At 73.2% G+C, this 15,356-nt stretch carries 9 protein-coding genes; all 9 read right to left on the bottom strand.

Annotation, left to right across the window (positions count from 1 at the left end; all coding sequences use genetic code 11):
• Nucleotides 1-53: 53 nt before the first annotated feature.
• The 9 genes from SM793_RS18635 to SM793_RS18595 all read right to left on the bottom strand — a co-directional run bounded on the left by SM793_RS18635 (nt 54) and on the right by SM793_RS18595 (nt 15,244).
• Complete coding sequence (locus SM793_RS18635) at nt 54-1,688, bottom strand: ABC transporter substrate-binding protein (protein ID WP_320439330.1); 1,635 nt, start codon at nt 1,686-1,688, stop codon at nt 54-56.
• 441 nt (nt 1,689-2,129) lie between these two features.
• On the bottom strand, nt 2,130-3,998 hold the full coding sequence (typA, locus tag SM793_RS18630) for a translational GTPase TypA (protein WP_320439329.1): 1,869 nt from the start codon (nt 3,996-3,998) through the stop codon (nt 2,130-2,132).
• Between the two features lie 240 nt (nt 3,999-4,238).
• On the bottom strand, nt 4,239-5,981 hold the full coding sequence (locus SM793_RS18625; RefSeq protein ID WP_320439328.1) for an ABC transporter family substrate-binding protein: 1,743 nt from the start codon (nt 5,979-5,981) through the stop codon (nt 4,239-4,241).
• A gap of 186 nt (nt 5,982-6,167) precedes the next feature.
• A complete protein-coding gene (locus SM793_RS18620; protein WP_413815987.1) occupies nt 6,168-8,771 on the bottom strand; it encodes a SpoIIE family protein phosphatase in 2,604 nt (867 codons plus the stop codon).
• A 206-nt stretch (nt 8,772-8,977) separates the two neighbouring features.
• Entirely contained in the window at nt 8,978-11,722 is a 2,745-nt protein-coding gene (locus SM793_RS18615) for a SpoIIE family protein phosphatase (protein WP_320439327.1), read from the bottom strand.
• A gap of 265 nt (nt 11,723-11,987) precedes the next feature.
• Nucleotides 11,988-12,407, bottom strand: a complete 420-nt coding sequence (locus SM793_RS18610) for a (deoxy)nucleoside triphosphate pyrophosphohydrolase (protein WP_320439326.1) — start codon at nt 12,405-12,407, stop codon at nt 11,988-11,990.
• 29 nt (nt 12,408-12,436) lie between these two features.
• A complete protein-coding gene (locus SM793_RS18605) occupies nt 12,437-12,619 on the bottom strand; it encodes an SPOR domain-containing protein (RefSeq protein WP_320439325.1) in 183 nt (60 codons plus the stop codon).
• A 183-nt stretch (nt 12,620-12,802) separates the two neighbouring features.
• A complete protein-coding gene (locus SM793_RS18600; protein ID WP_320439324.1) occupies nt 12,803-14,227 on the bottom strand; it encodes a DUF4190 domain-containing protein in 1,425 nt (474 codons plus the stop codon).
• 201 nt (nt 14,228-14,428) lie between these two features.
• The gene (locus SM793_RS18595; protein ID WP_320439323.1) at nt 14,429-15,244 is read right to left on the bottom strand and encodes a methyltransferase domain-containing protein; all 816 of its coding nucleotides are present in this window, start codon (nt 15,242-15,244) and stop codon (nt 14,429-14,431) included.
• Between the last annotated feature and the right edge of the window lie 112 nt (nt 15,245-15,356).

The raw sequence follows: 15,356 nt of genomic DNA, 5'->3' as shown, positions 1-15,356 counted from the left end.
AGGACCCGGACTGTAGTCCGGTCCGCCCGCCCCCGATCGTCTGATTAACCGGATCAGCCGGCGAGCTCGACCTCGTCCAGGTTCATACGACCCTGGGCGTCGGTGTCAAAGTTCTTGATCTTCTTGCTGTACGCCGCGGACGACATGTAGGTGTAGACCGGGATGTACGGCAGGTCCTGGATGAGGACGTCATCGGCCTGCTGGTACAGCTTCAGGCCCTCCTCCGGGCTCTTCGCCTGGTCGGCCTGGTCCAGCAGCGACTCGAACTGCTCGTTGACGTAGCCGCCGTAGTTCGAGCCGTTCTCGATCGCGACCTTCGAGAAGATCGGACGCTCGTAGTTCTCGATCGACGGGTAGTCCATCGACCACGCCATGCGGAAGCCGCCGGAGTACTGCTTGGCGCCCAGCGCGTCCAGGATCTTGCCGAACTTCTCGAACGGCTTGGTGGTGACCTCGACGCCCAGGTTCTTCTTCAGCTGGTTGGCGACGGCCTCGATCCACTCCTTGTGGCCACCATCGGCGTTGTAACCCAGCTCGATGGTGTTGTTCGGGACGCCGCCGGCGGTGTCCCAGAGCGCCTTGGCCTTGGTCGGGTCGTACTTCGCCGCGTCGCCCATGGCGCCCTTGCGGTAGCCCGGGATCAGCGGGTTGACGAAGTCGTCGGCCGGGACGCGGGTGCCCGAGAAGATCGTCTTGGTGATCGCCTCGCGGTCGATCGCCATCGAGATCGCCTTGCGGATCTCCGGCTTGCCGTAGGTGGCCGGGTTGGTGGCGATCGGGAAGCCGATGTAGCCGACGCCGGACTCCGGCTTGTAGATGTAGCGGTCGCCGAACTCGCCCTTGACCGTGCCCATGGCCGAGATCGGGAGCTTGTCGGTCGCCTGGATGTTGTCGGCGCGCAGGTCGTTGTACGCCGTCTCCAGCTTGTCGTAGATCTTGAAGGTGACGCCCTGCAGCTTCGCCTTGCCGTCAGCGGCCGGGAAGTTGTCGTAGCGCTTGACCTTGATCTGCTGGTTGTGCTCCCACTTGCCGTCCATCTGGAACGGGCCGTTGCCGATGGGGGCGTCCTCGAAGGTCTTCTTGTCCTGGAAGAAGGCCTTCGGCAGCGGGTAGAACGCGTTGTAGCCCAGCATGGTCTTGAACTGGGAGAACGGGGCGCTCAGCGAGACGGTGAAGGTCTTGTCGTCGACGACCGTCAGGCCCTTGAGCTTGTCGGTGGTCGGCTTCTTGTCCTTGCCCGGGGACAGGTCCTCGGAGCCCTCGATCTTGGCGAAGAACGGCAGGCCCTCGGCCGCGTTGTCCTGGTTGGCACCCCAGTTCCAGGCGTCCACGAAGGACTGGGCGGTGACCTTCTCGCCGTTGTGGAAGGTGTAGCCGTCCTTCAGCTTGATCGTCCAGACCTTGCTGTCGGGGGACTCGATCGACTCCGCGACGCGCAGCTTCGGCTCGTTGGTCTTGTTGTCGTACTCGACCAGGCCGGCGAACAGCGCGTTCAGGACCTCGGCACCCTCGGACTCCGCGGTGTTCTGCGGGATCAGACCGTGCTGCGGCTCACCGAGCTGGACGGCGATGGTGCCGCCGCCGGAGGCAGCCTTGTCGGTGCTCTTCGAGCTGGTGCTGCAGGCGGTCGCCGCGAGAGCGATCGCGGTCGCTGCCACGAGCCACTTGGTCTGGGTTGCACCACGCATGGGGGGATGCCTCCTGAATTCGACTTTCCAACGAGGAGAGCACCGCGATCGGTTGTCACCGGTCCGCTGTGCCGTCCGCGCTCGTGGTTTCGGCGCGCACCCCTGCGCGTTAACCCTTGACCCGAGCCTGACTGCACCCACTATGTGTCACCCATGGACACGAAAGTGACCACTGCCGATCTCAATTAGGTCACATGAACGGTCGGTAAGTTTCGAAAATCGGACATAAGAGACATACTCAGACAGGCATCAAACGGACAGTCGTCATGAATGACGGACTGTCATGTTCGCTCAGCGGACACCTCGGCGTGGTAGGCGCTATTCGGTTTATACCTGCGCCGACATCATCGAGTAGTTGAAAAGGTTCGCCCCCCTCTCCATCGGAAAGGGGGGCGACGGTTTCCGGCCGAAGCACGGCCGGAGAAGCTCAGAAGGCCGGAATCAGGCCTTCTTGGCGCGCGAAGCGGTACGCCCGCGCTCCTTCTGGTCCAGGACGACCTTACGGATACGCACGGTCTCCGGGGTCACCTCGATGCACTCGTCCTCGCGGCAGAACTCCAGCGACTGCTCCAGCGAGAGCTTGCGCGGCGGCACCAGGTTCTCGGTGGTGTCGGAGGAAGCCGCACGCATGTTGGTGAGCTTCTTCTCCTTGGTGATGTTGATGTCCATGTCGTCCTGACGCGAGTTCTCGCCGACGATCATGCCCTCGTACACCTCGGTGGTGGGCTCGACGAAGAGCGTGCCGCGCTCCTGGATGCCCATCATCGCGAACGGCGTCACGACGCCCGCGCGGTCCGCCACCAGCGAACCGTTGTTGCGCATCCGCAGCTCGCCGAACCACGGCTCGTGGCCCTCGAAGATGCTGTGCGCGATGCCGGTGCCGCGGGTGTCGGTCAGGAACTGGGTCCGGAAGCCGATCAGGCCGCGCGACGGGACGATGAACTCCATCCGGACCCAGCCGGAGCCGTGGTTCGTCATGGTCTCCATACGGCCCTTGCGGGTCGCCATCAGCTGGGTGATGGCGCCGAGGTACTCCTCGGGGCTGTCGATGGTCATCCGCTCGACCGGCTCGTGGGTCTTGCCGTTGATGACCTTGACGACGACCTGCGGCTTGCCGACGGTCAGCTCGAAGAGCTCCCGGCGCATGGTCTCGACCAGGATGGCCAGCGCCAGCTCGCCACGGCCCTGGACCTCCCAGGCGTCCGGACGCTCGGTCGGCAGCACGCGGAGCGAGACGTTACCGATCAGCTCGCGGTCCAGGCGGTCCTTCACCATGCGGGCGGTGACCTTGTGGCCCTTGCCGCCCTTGCCGACCAGCGGCGAGGTGTTGGTGCCGATGACCATCGAGATGGCCGGCTCGTCCACCGTGATGAGCGGCAGCGCGACCGGGTTCTCCAGGTCGGCCAGGGTCTCGCCGATCATGATCTCCGGGATGCCCGCGACGGCACAGATGTCGCCGGGGCCGGCCACCTCGGCCGGCTTGCGGGTGAGCGCCTCGGTCATCAGCAGCTCGGTGATCTTGACCTGCTGGACCGAGCCGTCCCGCCTCATCCACGTGACCTGCTGGCCCTTGCGCAGCTCGCCCTGCTCGACCCGGCAGAGCGCGATACGGCCGAGGAAGTTGTCGGCGTCCAGGTTGGTGACGTGCGCCTGGAGCGGCGCGTCCTCGTCGTAGGTCGGGGCCGGGACGTGCTCCAGGATGGTGGAGAAGAACGGCTCCAGCGAGTCACTGTCGGCCGGCACGGTGCCGTTCTCCGGCTTGGTCATCGAGGCGACGCCGTCACGCGCACAGGCGTAGACGATCGGGAACTCGATCTGCTCCTCGGTGGCGTCGAGGTCCAGGAAGAGGTCGTAGGTCTCGTTGATGACCTCGTCGATCCGGGAGTCCGGGCGGTCGGTCTTGTTGATGCAGAGGATGACCGGCAGCTTGGCCGTCAGCGCCTTGCGGAGCACGAAGCGGGTCTGCGGCAGCGGGCCCTCGGAGGCGTCGACGAGCAGCACGACCGCGTCGACCATCGACAGGCCGCGCTCGACCTCACCACCGAAGTCGGCGTGGCCGGGGGTGTCGATGATGTTGATCGTGATCGGCGCGCCACCCTCCTTGGGGTGGTACTTGACGGCGGTGTTCTTCGCGAGAATGGTGATGCCCTTCTCGCGCTCCAGATCGTTGGAGTCCATCATCCGGTCATCGAGGTGCTGGTGGGCGGCGAAGGCGCCGGCCTGCTTCAGCATGGCGTCGACCAGGGTGGTCTTGCCGTGGTCGACGTGAGCGACGATGGCAACGTTGCGGATGTCATTGCGCGTGGGCATGCTGAGCGGATTCTCCCGGAATTGTGGGTTACGGCGCCCGGCTGCGTGACGCCGACCGGCGATCCCTGTTGATCGCCGCCGCCCGTTCCGCCTGCTACTACCGGTCCACCCGCCGGGCAGGACATGCCACGGCTTCCTCCTATCGTACGGGGAACGGCCCAGCTCGGCCGAAACGGGAGCCGTCCGGGGGAGCAAGATCACAAAACGGCCCCCCTCCGGCCGCCGGAATCCGGGCCCCGGTCACCCCGCCGACCAGCCGATGTCCCGCAGCCTCGGACGGGTGAAACCCCAGACCCCGGCGCCGCTGAGGCCCTCGCGGACGGCCACCAGTTCGGGGCGCTGGAACAGCGGAACCGAGTGGCCGAGCTGCCAGATCCGCACATCTGTCTCCTGGAGCAGGGCCCGGCGGGCGGCCGGGTCGGGCTCGGCGGCGGCGCGGTCGAACAGGCGGTCGATCTCCTCCGTGCCGGCCCGGGCGTAGTTGCTGCCCGGCACCGGGGTGCCGTCCGGGCCGGGGCGGGGCTTGGCGTAGACGGGCCGCTGCTCACCGGCCGGGCCGGGGCCGGCCGGCCAGGAGAAGAGGGCGAGGTCGAAGTCCCCGGTGGCCAGGTGGTCGCGGAGGAAGGCGTCCGGCGGGGCCTCGGCCACCCGGACGGCCGCCCCGGCCGTGCCGAGGTCGGCCGCCACCGCGTCGGCCGCCCGCCGCAGGGTCGCCGAGCCGGCCGGGACCAGCAGGGTGAGGGCCAGCGGATGGCCGTCCCGGGCCCGGGTGCCGCCGTCGGCGGGCCGCCGCCAGCCCGCCGCGTCCAGCATCCGCCCGGGGTCGGCGGTGCCCAGCGCGTCGGCGTTGTCCCGGTAGCCGGCCTGGTCGCCGGTCAGCAGGTGGTGGCCGAGGGGTGCGGCGGGCAGCCCGAGCGGGGTGAGCGCGGCGTCGGCGGCGTGCCGCCGGTCGACGGCACGGGCCAGGGCGCGGCGCAGCGCCGGGTCGGTGAGCGGTTCGCGGGCGGCGTTGAGGGTCAGCTGGGTGAGGCCGGTCCCGGCGGCCCGGTGCAGGGCGGTGCCGGGCAGGGCGCCGGCACGGCGGACCGCCTCCGCGGCGTCGCCGCCGGCGCGGTCGACGGCGGTGGTCAGCGGGGCGAGGTCCAGCCGGCCCTCGGCCAGCTCGGGGCCGCGCCGTTCGGCGGGGGTGGCCAGGAAGTCGATCCGGTCGGCCTTGGCCGGCTCGCCCCACCAGTACGGGTTGCGGACCAGGGTGGCCCGGCCGGCGGCCGGGTCGTAGCCGGATACCAGGAAGGGCCCGGCCGTCGGGTGGGCGGTGCCGCCGGGCAGCGGGCGGCCGAAGGCGGCGGCGGTGGCGGTCTCGGCGGCGGGGTAGAGCGGGCCGAACAGGGCGCGCCACTCGCCGTAGGGCTGCCGGAAGGTGACCCTGACCTCGTGCGGGTCGGCGCCCGGGACGATCGAGTCGATGGCCGCGTACCCGGCGGGCCGGACGACGCTGTAGGCGGGGTCCAGGCCGGAGAGCGCGGCCCGCTGGGCGATGAAGTCGGCGGCGGAGAGCGGGGTGCCGTCGCTCCAGACCGCGCGCGGGGCGAGGTGGTAGGTGACCACCTGGGGCAGCCGGCCCGGCGGGGTGGCCTCGGCGGCGGTCAGGTAGTCCTCGTCGGGGGTCCACTCGCCGTGCGCGTCCGGCCGGAACAGCGCCGGGTAGAGGGCGTGCGCGAGCAGCGCGGAGTCGGGGGTGGCGGCGGGCTGGTAGACGTTCAGGGTGGCCGGTACGGCGTCGACGGCCCAGCGCAGGGCGCCGCCGTCGCGGACGGCGGCCCGGTCGGCCGGGCGGACGTCGCCGGTGACGGCGGCGGGCGCGGGCGGCGCGGGGTCGGGGGTCCGGGCGGTGCGGGCCGGGCCGGGGCCGCCGAGGCAGCCCGAGACGGCACCGAGGGCGAGCAGCAGCGCGGCGGCTGCGACGGGGAGGCGGGCGCGCATGGCGGCCATGGAACGCCGCTGCCCGGCCCCCGGCGGCGGCGACACGGCGGCCGGCCGGCTGCGGCACCCGATCGGCGGTACGGCCGTGCGGCCCGGGGCGGCCGGGACAGCCGTCGGACGGGGCCGTCCGGCCGAGCCGTGCGACGAGGCCGCCCGGGCCGCCGTGCAGCCCCGGGAGGGAGGGGCTTACAGCCCCAGCTCGAACCAGACGATCTTGCCCTTGGGGGTGCGCCGGCTGCCCCAGCGCTCGGCGAGCAGGCTGACCAGCTGGAGGCCGCGCCCGCCCTCGTCGGTCTCGTGGGCGCGCCGCTGCCGGGGCTGGGCGTAGCCGTCGTCCCAGACCTCGCACACCATGGTCCGGTCGCGCAGCAGCCGCAGCCGGATCTCGCCCCGGCCGTGCCGCAGCGCGTTGGTGACCAGTTCGCTGACCAGCAGCTCGGTGGTGTCGACCAGGTCATCCAGGCCCCGGGCCAGCAGCCAGCTGCACGCGGCCTCGCGGGCCTTGGCGACCGAGGTGGGCTCGGGCGGCAGGAACCACTGGCCGACGGCGTCCGCGGGGAAGGCGTGCACCCTGGCCATCAGCAGGGCGATGTCGTCCTCGCCGTGGTGCGGGTTCAGCTCGTCGAGGACGTGGTCGCAGAGGTCCTCCAGGCTCTTGCCGTCGGCGGAGAGCGCGGTGCGGAAGGCCTTGAGGCCCTCGTCCAGCTGGTGCTTGCGGCTCTCCACCAGGCCGTCGGTGTAGAGACCGAGCACGGCGCCGTCCGGGAGGGTCAGCTCGACCTCCTCGAAGGGCTCGCCGCCGACGCCGAGCGGCAGGCCGGGCGGTACGTCCAGCATCCGGGCGCTCTCGCCGGGGCTGAGCAGCACCGGTGGGAGGTGGCCGGCGTTGGCGAAGACGCAGCGCCGGGTGACGGCGTCGAAGACCGCGTAGACGCAGGTCGCCAGGTAGACCTCGCGGGCCTCCTCGTCGGCGGTGGAGGTGAGCCGTCCGTACGGGGCCGAAGGGGCGGCCGGCGCGGTGTCGTCGCCGAGGCCGCGGGCGATCTCGTCCAGGGCGGTGAGCACCTCGGCCGGGTCGAGGTCGAGCATGGCGAGGGTGCGGACGGCGGTGCGCAGCTGGCCCATGGCGACGGCGGCGCGCAGGCCGCGGCCCATGACGTCGCCGATGACCAGGGCGGTGCGGTTGCCGGGCAGCGGGATGACGTCGAACCAGTCGCCGCCGACCTCGGTGTTGTTGTTGCTCGGCAGGTAGCGGCAGGCGATCTCCAGGCCGCTGGCGGCCGGGTTGCCCGGGGGCAGCAGGCTGCGCTGGAGGATCAGGGCGCGCTCGTGCTCGCGGCGGTAGAGCCGGGCGTTGTCGATGCAGACGGCGGCGCGGGCGACGAGTTCCTCGGCGATGGCGACGTCACGGGCGTCGAAGGGTTCGCTGCCGATCGCCCGGGAGAGCTGGACCAGGCCGAGGACCTGGTCGCGGGCGACCAGCGGGACGATCAGGGTGGAGCGCAGCAGCGGATCGGGGCCGGGCTCCGGGACGACGCTGCGGCCGGTGCGCAGCGCCCGGGCGTGCGGGGAGCGGCGGGGGTAGCAGAGGGTGCCGCCGGCCTCGGCGATGGGCAGGCCGGTGACCGAGCCGAGCACCGAGGAGGCGCCGCCGACCACGCTGGAGACGGCGACCCGGCGCAGTTCGCCGCTGCCGTCGGTGAGCACGGTGTCGCCGAGCCGGCCGGCGCTGGGCACGGTCTCGCCGGAGAGCAGCGCGGTGTACAGGTCGACGGTGGCGAGGTCGCAGAACGGCGGGACGACGACGTCCAGCAGTTCCTTGGCGGTGGTCTCCAGGTCGAGGGTGGAGCCGATGTGGGCGCTGGCCTCGTTGAGCAGCGCGAGGTTGCGGCGGACGCCGTCGGCCTCGCGCTCGGCGACGTGCCGGCTGGTGACGTCGGAGACCTGTCCGGCGACGCCCATCGGCTGGCCGGCGGCGCCGTTGAGGCGGTAGAGCGAGACGGCCCAGAGCCGGTGGCCCTCGCGGGTCGGGACGGCGGCGTGGAAGCGCAGGTCGAAGACGGGCTCGCCGCTGGCGAGGACCTTGCGCAGGGCGGCGGTGAGGCGGTCGGCCTCGGGGCCGGGGAAGATGTCGTGCGGGGTGAGGCCCTCGAGGTCGGTGGGCGCGAGGCCCATGCCGGAGGCGAAGGCGTCGTTGACCCGCTGGAGGCGGAGCCGGTCGTCGAAGAGGACGAAGCCGGTCGGAGTCTGGCCGAAAACCGCCTCCGATGCGGCCAGATCGGTCTCGATCCGGCGGAGCCGGCCGAGGTCGACCGCGAGACAGGTGGCGCCGGCGGTGGGCAGCGCGCTGTCCGGCATCAGGTAGAGCTCGGCGAGGCCCTCGCCGCCGTCGGCGTGCCGGTACGGGGCGGTGCCGACCCATTCCTCGCCGGCCAGGGTGCGCTCGAGCCGGGTCCGGCCGCGCTGCCAGAGCTCGCGCGGCACGAAGGTGGTCACCGGGTCGGCGCCGACCGCCTCGACGGCGGTGACGCCGAAGAACTCGGCGGCCCGCTCGCTCCACTGGCTGATCCGGCCGTCCGGGCCGATGGCGAAGGTGGCGACCCGGATGTAGTCGTAGATCGAGCCCGGATCCCCGGCGCCCCAGCGCTGCCCCTCGGCGGTCGGCCAGGCGGCCCGGACGGGGGCGGGCGGCTGGTGGGCGGGGGCCGGCACGTGTTGGGCGCCGGCCTGCCCCGGTACAGCGGCATGACCGCTGCTGCTCGGCGCATTGCGCGCCGGGGTGCTGTTCAACGGACCGACCCCTCCAAACCCGCGACCGTCCGGATGTCGAGAAGACCGAGTATTCATCATCGAGGGGTACGTTCACACGCCCTCAACATCACAACATCAGATCGGGCGAAGGTTTTTGTCCTACCGCCCGCGCGACCACAATGCCACGCTCGCGCCCCCTACCGGGGCGCGCGCTCCCCCGAGGCCCTCCGGTGGCATATGCGGGACTACTCCGCGCCCGGAGTTCCCGGCAGCGCCTGCTCGAACCAGACCACCTTGCCCATCCCCTCGGCCCTGGCACCCCAGTGCAGGGCCAGCCGGGCCACCAGCTCCAGCCCGCGCCCGCCCTCGTCCGCCTCGGCCGCGTGCCGCTCCCGGGGCGGGTCCGGCAGCGGGTCGGAGATCTCCACCAGGAGCGTCTCGCCGAGCGTCAACCGCACGCCGATCGGCGCGCTCGCGTACCGGACGGCGTTCGTGACCAGCTCGCTGACCAGCAGCTCGGCGGTGTCGGTGAGCTGCTCGACGCCCCACTCGGCCAGCGTCGCGCGGACCAGCCGGCGGGCCCGGGAGACGGCGGTCGGCTCGGCGGGCAGGGTCCAGCCCGCCGTCGGGGTACCGGCCTGACCGTGGCCGAGCCGGGCCAGCAGCAGCGCCACGTCGTCCGGCTCCCGGCCCTGCTCCATGGTGCCCAGCACCGCCTCGCAGGCCGCCTGGATCGACGCGTGCGGCTCCTGGAGCACGGTGACCAGCCGGCCGAGGCCGACGTCCAGGTCCTTGTCCCGGGACTCCACCAGGCCGTCGGTGCACAGCGCCAGCAGGCTGCCCTCGGGGATCTTCAGCTCGACCGCCTCGAACGGGACCCCGCCGACCCCGAGCGGGGCGCCCGAGGGCAGCTCCAGGATCCGGCCGGCGCCGCCGGGCAGCGGTCCGCCGGTCCTGGTCGGCCCGTCCGACTCCTCCCCCGGCACCACCAGCACCGGCGGGATGTGGCCGGCCTTCGCGACGACCAGGGTGGCGGTGGCCGGGTCGAACACCGCGTACACACAGGTCGCGAGCAGGGCCTCGTCCGGCCCCTGGGCGAGGTCGTCGGCCAGCTCGTGGACGTGCCGCAGCAGCACGTCCGGCGGCAGGTCGAGGGCGGCCAGCACCCGGACGGCGGTGCGCAGCCGGCCCATGGTGGCCGCGGCCCGCAGACCGTGCCCCATCACGTCGCCGACCACCAGCGCGGTGCGGTCGCCGGGCAGCGGGATGACGTCGAACCAGTCGCCGCCGACCTCGGTGCCGCTGCTGCCGGGCACGTACCGGTAGGCGACCTCGACGCCGGTGGGCTGCGGCACCTGCTGCGGCAGCAGGGTGCGCTGGAGGGTGAGGGCGGCGGTGCGCTCCCGGGCGTAGAGCCGGGCGTTGTCCAGCGAGGAGCCCGCCCGGTCCGCCAGCTCGACGGTGAACGCCAGGTCGTCCCGGTCGAAGCCCTCGCGGTAGCCGGCCCGGCTGACCAGCAGCAGTCCGATCACGATGCCCCGCGCCCGCAGCGGCACCACCAGCATCGAGTGCACACCCAGGTCGTACGCCGCCTGCATCTTCGGATCGCCGGAGTAGGTGATGTCGCTCAGCTGGTCGGCGCCCGAGAGCAGCTCGGGGACTCCGGTGCGCAGCACCCGGCCGCAGGCGGAGTCCTCGGCGAAGGTGATCCGGGCGCCGCGCCGCAGCATCACCTCGACCTCGGGGCCGTCCTGCACGGAGGCCGTGCCGAGCTGGAGCAGCGAGGTGCGGCGGTCGTGGCCGTGCCGGGGCAGGTCGTCACCGTGCGCGACGGCCTGGAGCAGGATCACGGCCGCGTGGTCGGTCAGCCTGGGCACCACCGCGCCGGCCAGCTCCTGGGCGATCCGGGAAGCGTCCAGCAGGTCGCCGACCCGGGAGCCGAACTCGTTGAGCAGCGACAGCCGACGGCGGGCGTGCTCGACCTTGGCCACCGCGCGGTAACGCTCGGTCACGTCCATCACGGTGCCGGAGATGCCGAGGACCCGCCCGGAGCGGTCGGTCATCCGGCTGTAGGAGATCGAGCGGTACCCGGAGCGGGCGGTGACCGGCGAGGCGAGCGTGACGTCGATGACCGGCTCGCCGGTGGCCAGCACCTGGCGCTGGATCGCGGTGATCTCGTCGGCGGCGCGCTCGGGCAGGGTCTCGCCGGTGGTGCGGCCGACGTGGTCCTCCGGGGCGGCGCCGTTCATCTCGGCGAGGGTCCGGTTGACGGCCGTGTAGCGCAGCTCGGTGTCGAGGATCGCGATGCCCAGCGGGGACTGCTCGAAGAGCGCGTCACGCACCGCGAGGTCGCGCTCCACCTCCCGGACGGCCGCCGCCTCGGCCAGGTTGACCTGGAGGAACGGGTTGCCGTCGCCGTCGACGAGGAGCGAGATCCGGGCGTCCACCAGCACCGGGACGCCGTCCCGGTCGCGCAGCTCGGCCAGGCCGGACCAGCGGCCGTGCCGCAGGGTGTCCTGGATCGCGGCCCGGATCCGGAGCACCTGGTCCTCGTCGGGGATCAGGTCGTCGATCCGGCGGCCGACCAGCAGCTCGTTGGGCCAGCCGAGCAGTTCCTCGGCGGCCGGGCTCCAGAGCGTCACCCGGCCGGCCGTGTCGAGGATCGCGATGGCCACCTTGACCACGTCGAAGAGGCTGCCGCCGGCCGTCCCGCCGGGGGCGGAGCCGGGGCCCGCCCCGCCCGGGGTCTCCGGGAGGGCGCGCGGCCCGCCGGGGAACGGCCGCCCAGGGCGGCCCCGGACGCCGGCCTGGGCCGCGTCGGACGCCGCCGGGGACGGCGCGGCCCGGGCCGTGGACGGGTGGGCCCCGGTATCGGCCCGGGTGGCCGCCGTCGCGCGGTTCGCGCCGCGGCGCAGCCGGGCGCGAGCGGCGGCGCTCCCCCCGGTGCCCGCCCGGCGTGCTCCCCCGCCGCCGTTCCCGCTCTTCGACACCGACGCGGCCTCCGGCTCTGCTCGGGATCGGCGTCGCCGGCTGGGGCGGCTCACCGATGGTGACGAATAGTGCCGAAAAGTGACATACCCAGCAGAACCAAGGCTATCCCGCCCGGCGCGTCGGCCTTTCCGATTGCCGGGACACCGCGCCACGCGTCGCGCCGCGCGGCACCGCGCGGCGGGCTCCGGAAGCGGGCTCCGGAAGCGGGCTCGGGAGGCGCGTTCACAAGGCCGTGCGACAGGGCGCGGCGGGCGTGGGAAGGGCTCAGGAGGTGGCGAGGAGGCGGGCGACCTCGGGCAGGACCTCCCGGTCGTGGTCGAGCCAGTCGAGTTCGGCCAGCTCGGCGGCGCCGACCCAGCGCAGCTCGTCGTGCTCCTGGAGCGGCAGCGGGTCGCCGGAGAGCAGTTCGGCCGCCCAGAGCCGCAGCTCGAGGCCGGGCCGCACCAGCCACGCGCCGGGCAGCCGGGTCAGCGCCCGGGCCCGGACGCCCAGCTCCTCCATCAGCTCGCGCTCCAGCGCCTCGGTCTCGGTCTCACCGGGTTCGGCCTTGCCGCCCGGGAACTCCCAGCGCCCCGCCACCTCGGCGGGCGTGCTGCGCCGCGCGGCGAGCACCCGCCCCCGGTGGATCAGCGCGCCGCCGACGACGATCCGGTTCTCCCCCGCGGGGTCCGTGGCCTTGTCCATGGGCCCCGACCCTACGGCGTGCGGCGGGTTCAGCCGTGCGGCCCCCGCGCCCGGGAGTCCCCGGCGGGCTCGGCCTCGACCCAGTACAGCTGCTTGTGGCCGCGCGCCTCGAGCTCGGCCGCGAGCTGTTCGGCCGCCTCCCGCCCGATCCCCCCGACGACCCGGAAGCGCTGACCGTTGTCGTCCTGCCGCATCACCCGAAAGGTGTCCATGCGCCCAGGCTAGGACTGCTCGGGATGCTGCGGGGAGGCCCCGGCCCCGGCCCGCGTGGGGGTCGGGTCGGGGCGGGGCTGCACGGGACACTACGCCCCGTTCGCTACCGGCCGGTACGGGGGCTGTTAACGGCCGGTTAGACGGTGGCCGGACCGGCTGCGGCTCCGGAGCCGGGGCCGGGCTCAGACCCGGATGTCCGCGGCCTGCTCGCCGGTCGACAGCCCCAGCGCGCGCCGGACGTCCAGGGCCGTCCTGCCGCTCTTGGCGGACAGCGCGTCAGCCTTGCCGACCTCGCGCTCCAGACCGGCGGGGTCCATGGTCCTGGCCGCGACGTCCCAGGCGTTGGCGGCGTCCAGCTTGATCGCGCCCAGCTCGATCAGCTTGGCCCTGGCGCCCTCCGGCCAGTCGATCCCGTTGGCCGACAGCTCGGCGACCTCCTTGCGGCAGGCCGCGGCCATCGTCTTCGCCCACTCGCGGTACTTGGCGGGTGCCTCGTCGACGTCCTGCTCCGGCTCGGCGAACAGCGCCTTGTTGTAGGCGAGCACCGCGTCCAGGTAGGTGCGCTGGGCCTGGGTGAGCTTGGTCCGGTCGGTGCGGACGCTGCCGGTGTGCGCCTGCCGCTCGTCCTGGAACGTGCAGGTCACCCGGCGGTCACCGGCCATCCAGCTGCGAACGCTCGGGTAGTAGTAGTACCCGTCGACGCCCTCGGGGACGAGCCAGGAGTCGAGCGCGTAGTCGTCCCGCACCGGGCCGCAGAGCTTCTCGGCGCCGTCACCGATCTCCTTCCGACTGGGGTACTGGTCGTCCCGGCCGGGGAGGACGACGGTGCCGGCCACCTCGGCGTGGTGCGGCGCGGTGCAGGGCACCACCCGGACCCAGTAGACGCTGCTGGACTCGGTGTCCCCGCCGGGGCTGAGCGGCGGCTGGTCGAAGCAGTCGCCGACCCGCAGGTCGTTGACGGCCACCGAGCCCTTCGGCCCGCGCCGGGAGTCGCCGTACCGCTCCTCGTCGAGGCCGAGCGCGGCCAGTCCGATGAACGCGATCAGGGAGACGATCAGCGACAGGACGCCGACGACGAGGCCGGAGACCGCCAGGCCCCGGCCCTTCTCGTTGCGCCGGGATATCTGGACCAGCGCGACCACCGCGAAGCCGAGCGCCAGCGGCCACAGGCAGAACAGGGCGGTCACCAGCGAGGCGATCGCGAAGCCGTTGGTGCGGGTGGGGGCCTCCGGATAGGGGAAGCCGGGCTGGAAGCCGCTCTGGGAGGCGGGGGTGACGGCGGCCCAGCCGGTCGGCTGCGGCGTGGCCGGGTCGGCCGGGTCGACCGGCGGCGGCATGTCGGCGGGGGCCGCCCAGGGGTCGGCCGCGGGCGGCGGCACCGGGCCGGCGGCGGGGGCGTCGGCCGTCGCGGACGGGGTGGCCGGGACGGACGGGGCGAACGGGGTGGCCGGAGCAGGCGGGGCGAGCGGGGCCGCCGGGGCGGGGGCCGTCCACGGGGCGGCCGTCGACTCGGGCCCGGGCGTGGGCCCCAGCGTGGGCCCGGAGGCCGGCCCCGGCTCGGGCGTGGTCGCCGGGACGACGGCAGCGTCGGACTCGGACTTGGACACGTGCGATCTCCCCCGGCCCGCGGACGGCGGGCGGCAAATTCGGCAGGACGACCCGAGGTGCCCGCGGACGGAGCCCGGCGGCCCGTCGGGTACGGGAACAGGCGCGCGACTCTACCGGATCCGGTGGAACACCCACCCGCGTTTTCCCGTCCCACGAACGACCCGCCCACCGCACCGCCCGCACCGGCTCCGGACCCGGCGTCAGCGCCGGGCCAGCACCTCCCCGTGCAGCATCGCGAACCACCCGTCACCGGCCGCCGCCCACTCCCGCCAACCGGCCGCGATCCGGGCCAGTCCGGCCTCGTCCGCGAACCCCTCGGCCACCGCCGTCCTGGCGATGCCGGAGTCCGTGATCCGCTCGGCCCACAGCCCGCCCCACCACGCGCGCTGCTCGGGCGTCGCGTACGTCCAGGTACTCGACGTGGCGGTGACCTCGGTGAAGCCGGCCGCCCGGGCCCAGGACAGCAGCCGCCGTCCGGCGTCCGGCTCGCCGCCGCAGTGCCGGGCGATCCGCCCGTACAGCTCCAGCCAGCGGTCCAGCTCGGGCACCTCCGGGTACCAGGTCATGCTGGCGTAGTCGACGTCCCGGACGGCGACCACGCCTCCCTCCGCGGTGACCCGGCGCAGCTCCCGCAGCGCCCCCACCGGGTCGGCCACGTGCTGCAGCACCTGGTGGGCGTGCACCACGTCGAACTCCCCGTCGGCGTACGACAGCCGGTGCACGTCGGCGACCTCGAACACGACGTTGGACAGACCGCGCCCGGCGACGTAGCGGGCGGCCTCCTCCAGCACCTCGGCCGAGGCGTCCGCGGCCACCACCCGGCCGGTCGGGCCGACCAGTTCGGCCAGGTCGGCGGTGATGGTGCCGGGGCCGCAGCCGACGTCCAGCACGGCCTGCCCGGGCCGCAGGTGGTCGCGCAGATAGGCGGCGGAGTTCTCGACCGTCCGGGAGCGGTGCGAGCGCAGCACGGGCTCCTGGTGGCCATGGGTGTAGACGGCGTTCTTCGGTGCGGTCATGGTGTTCTCCCCCTCGGGACCTGCCGTTCCTCGACGCCTCCGACGCTACTCCTCGTCCCGCATTCCAAGAAGATTCGTCTCACATAGCGGTCGCCCCACCGGCGGCGGGACA

Source organism: Kitasatospora purpeofusca, assembly GCF_034043715.1.
GTDB lineage: Bacteria > Actinomycetota > Actinomycetes > Streptomycetales > Streptomycetaceae > Kitasatospora > Kitasatospora purpeofusca_A.
Note: the sequence above shows the minus strand (reverse complement) of the source record. Positions and strands in the feature narration are given on the sequence as shown.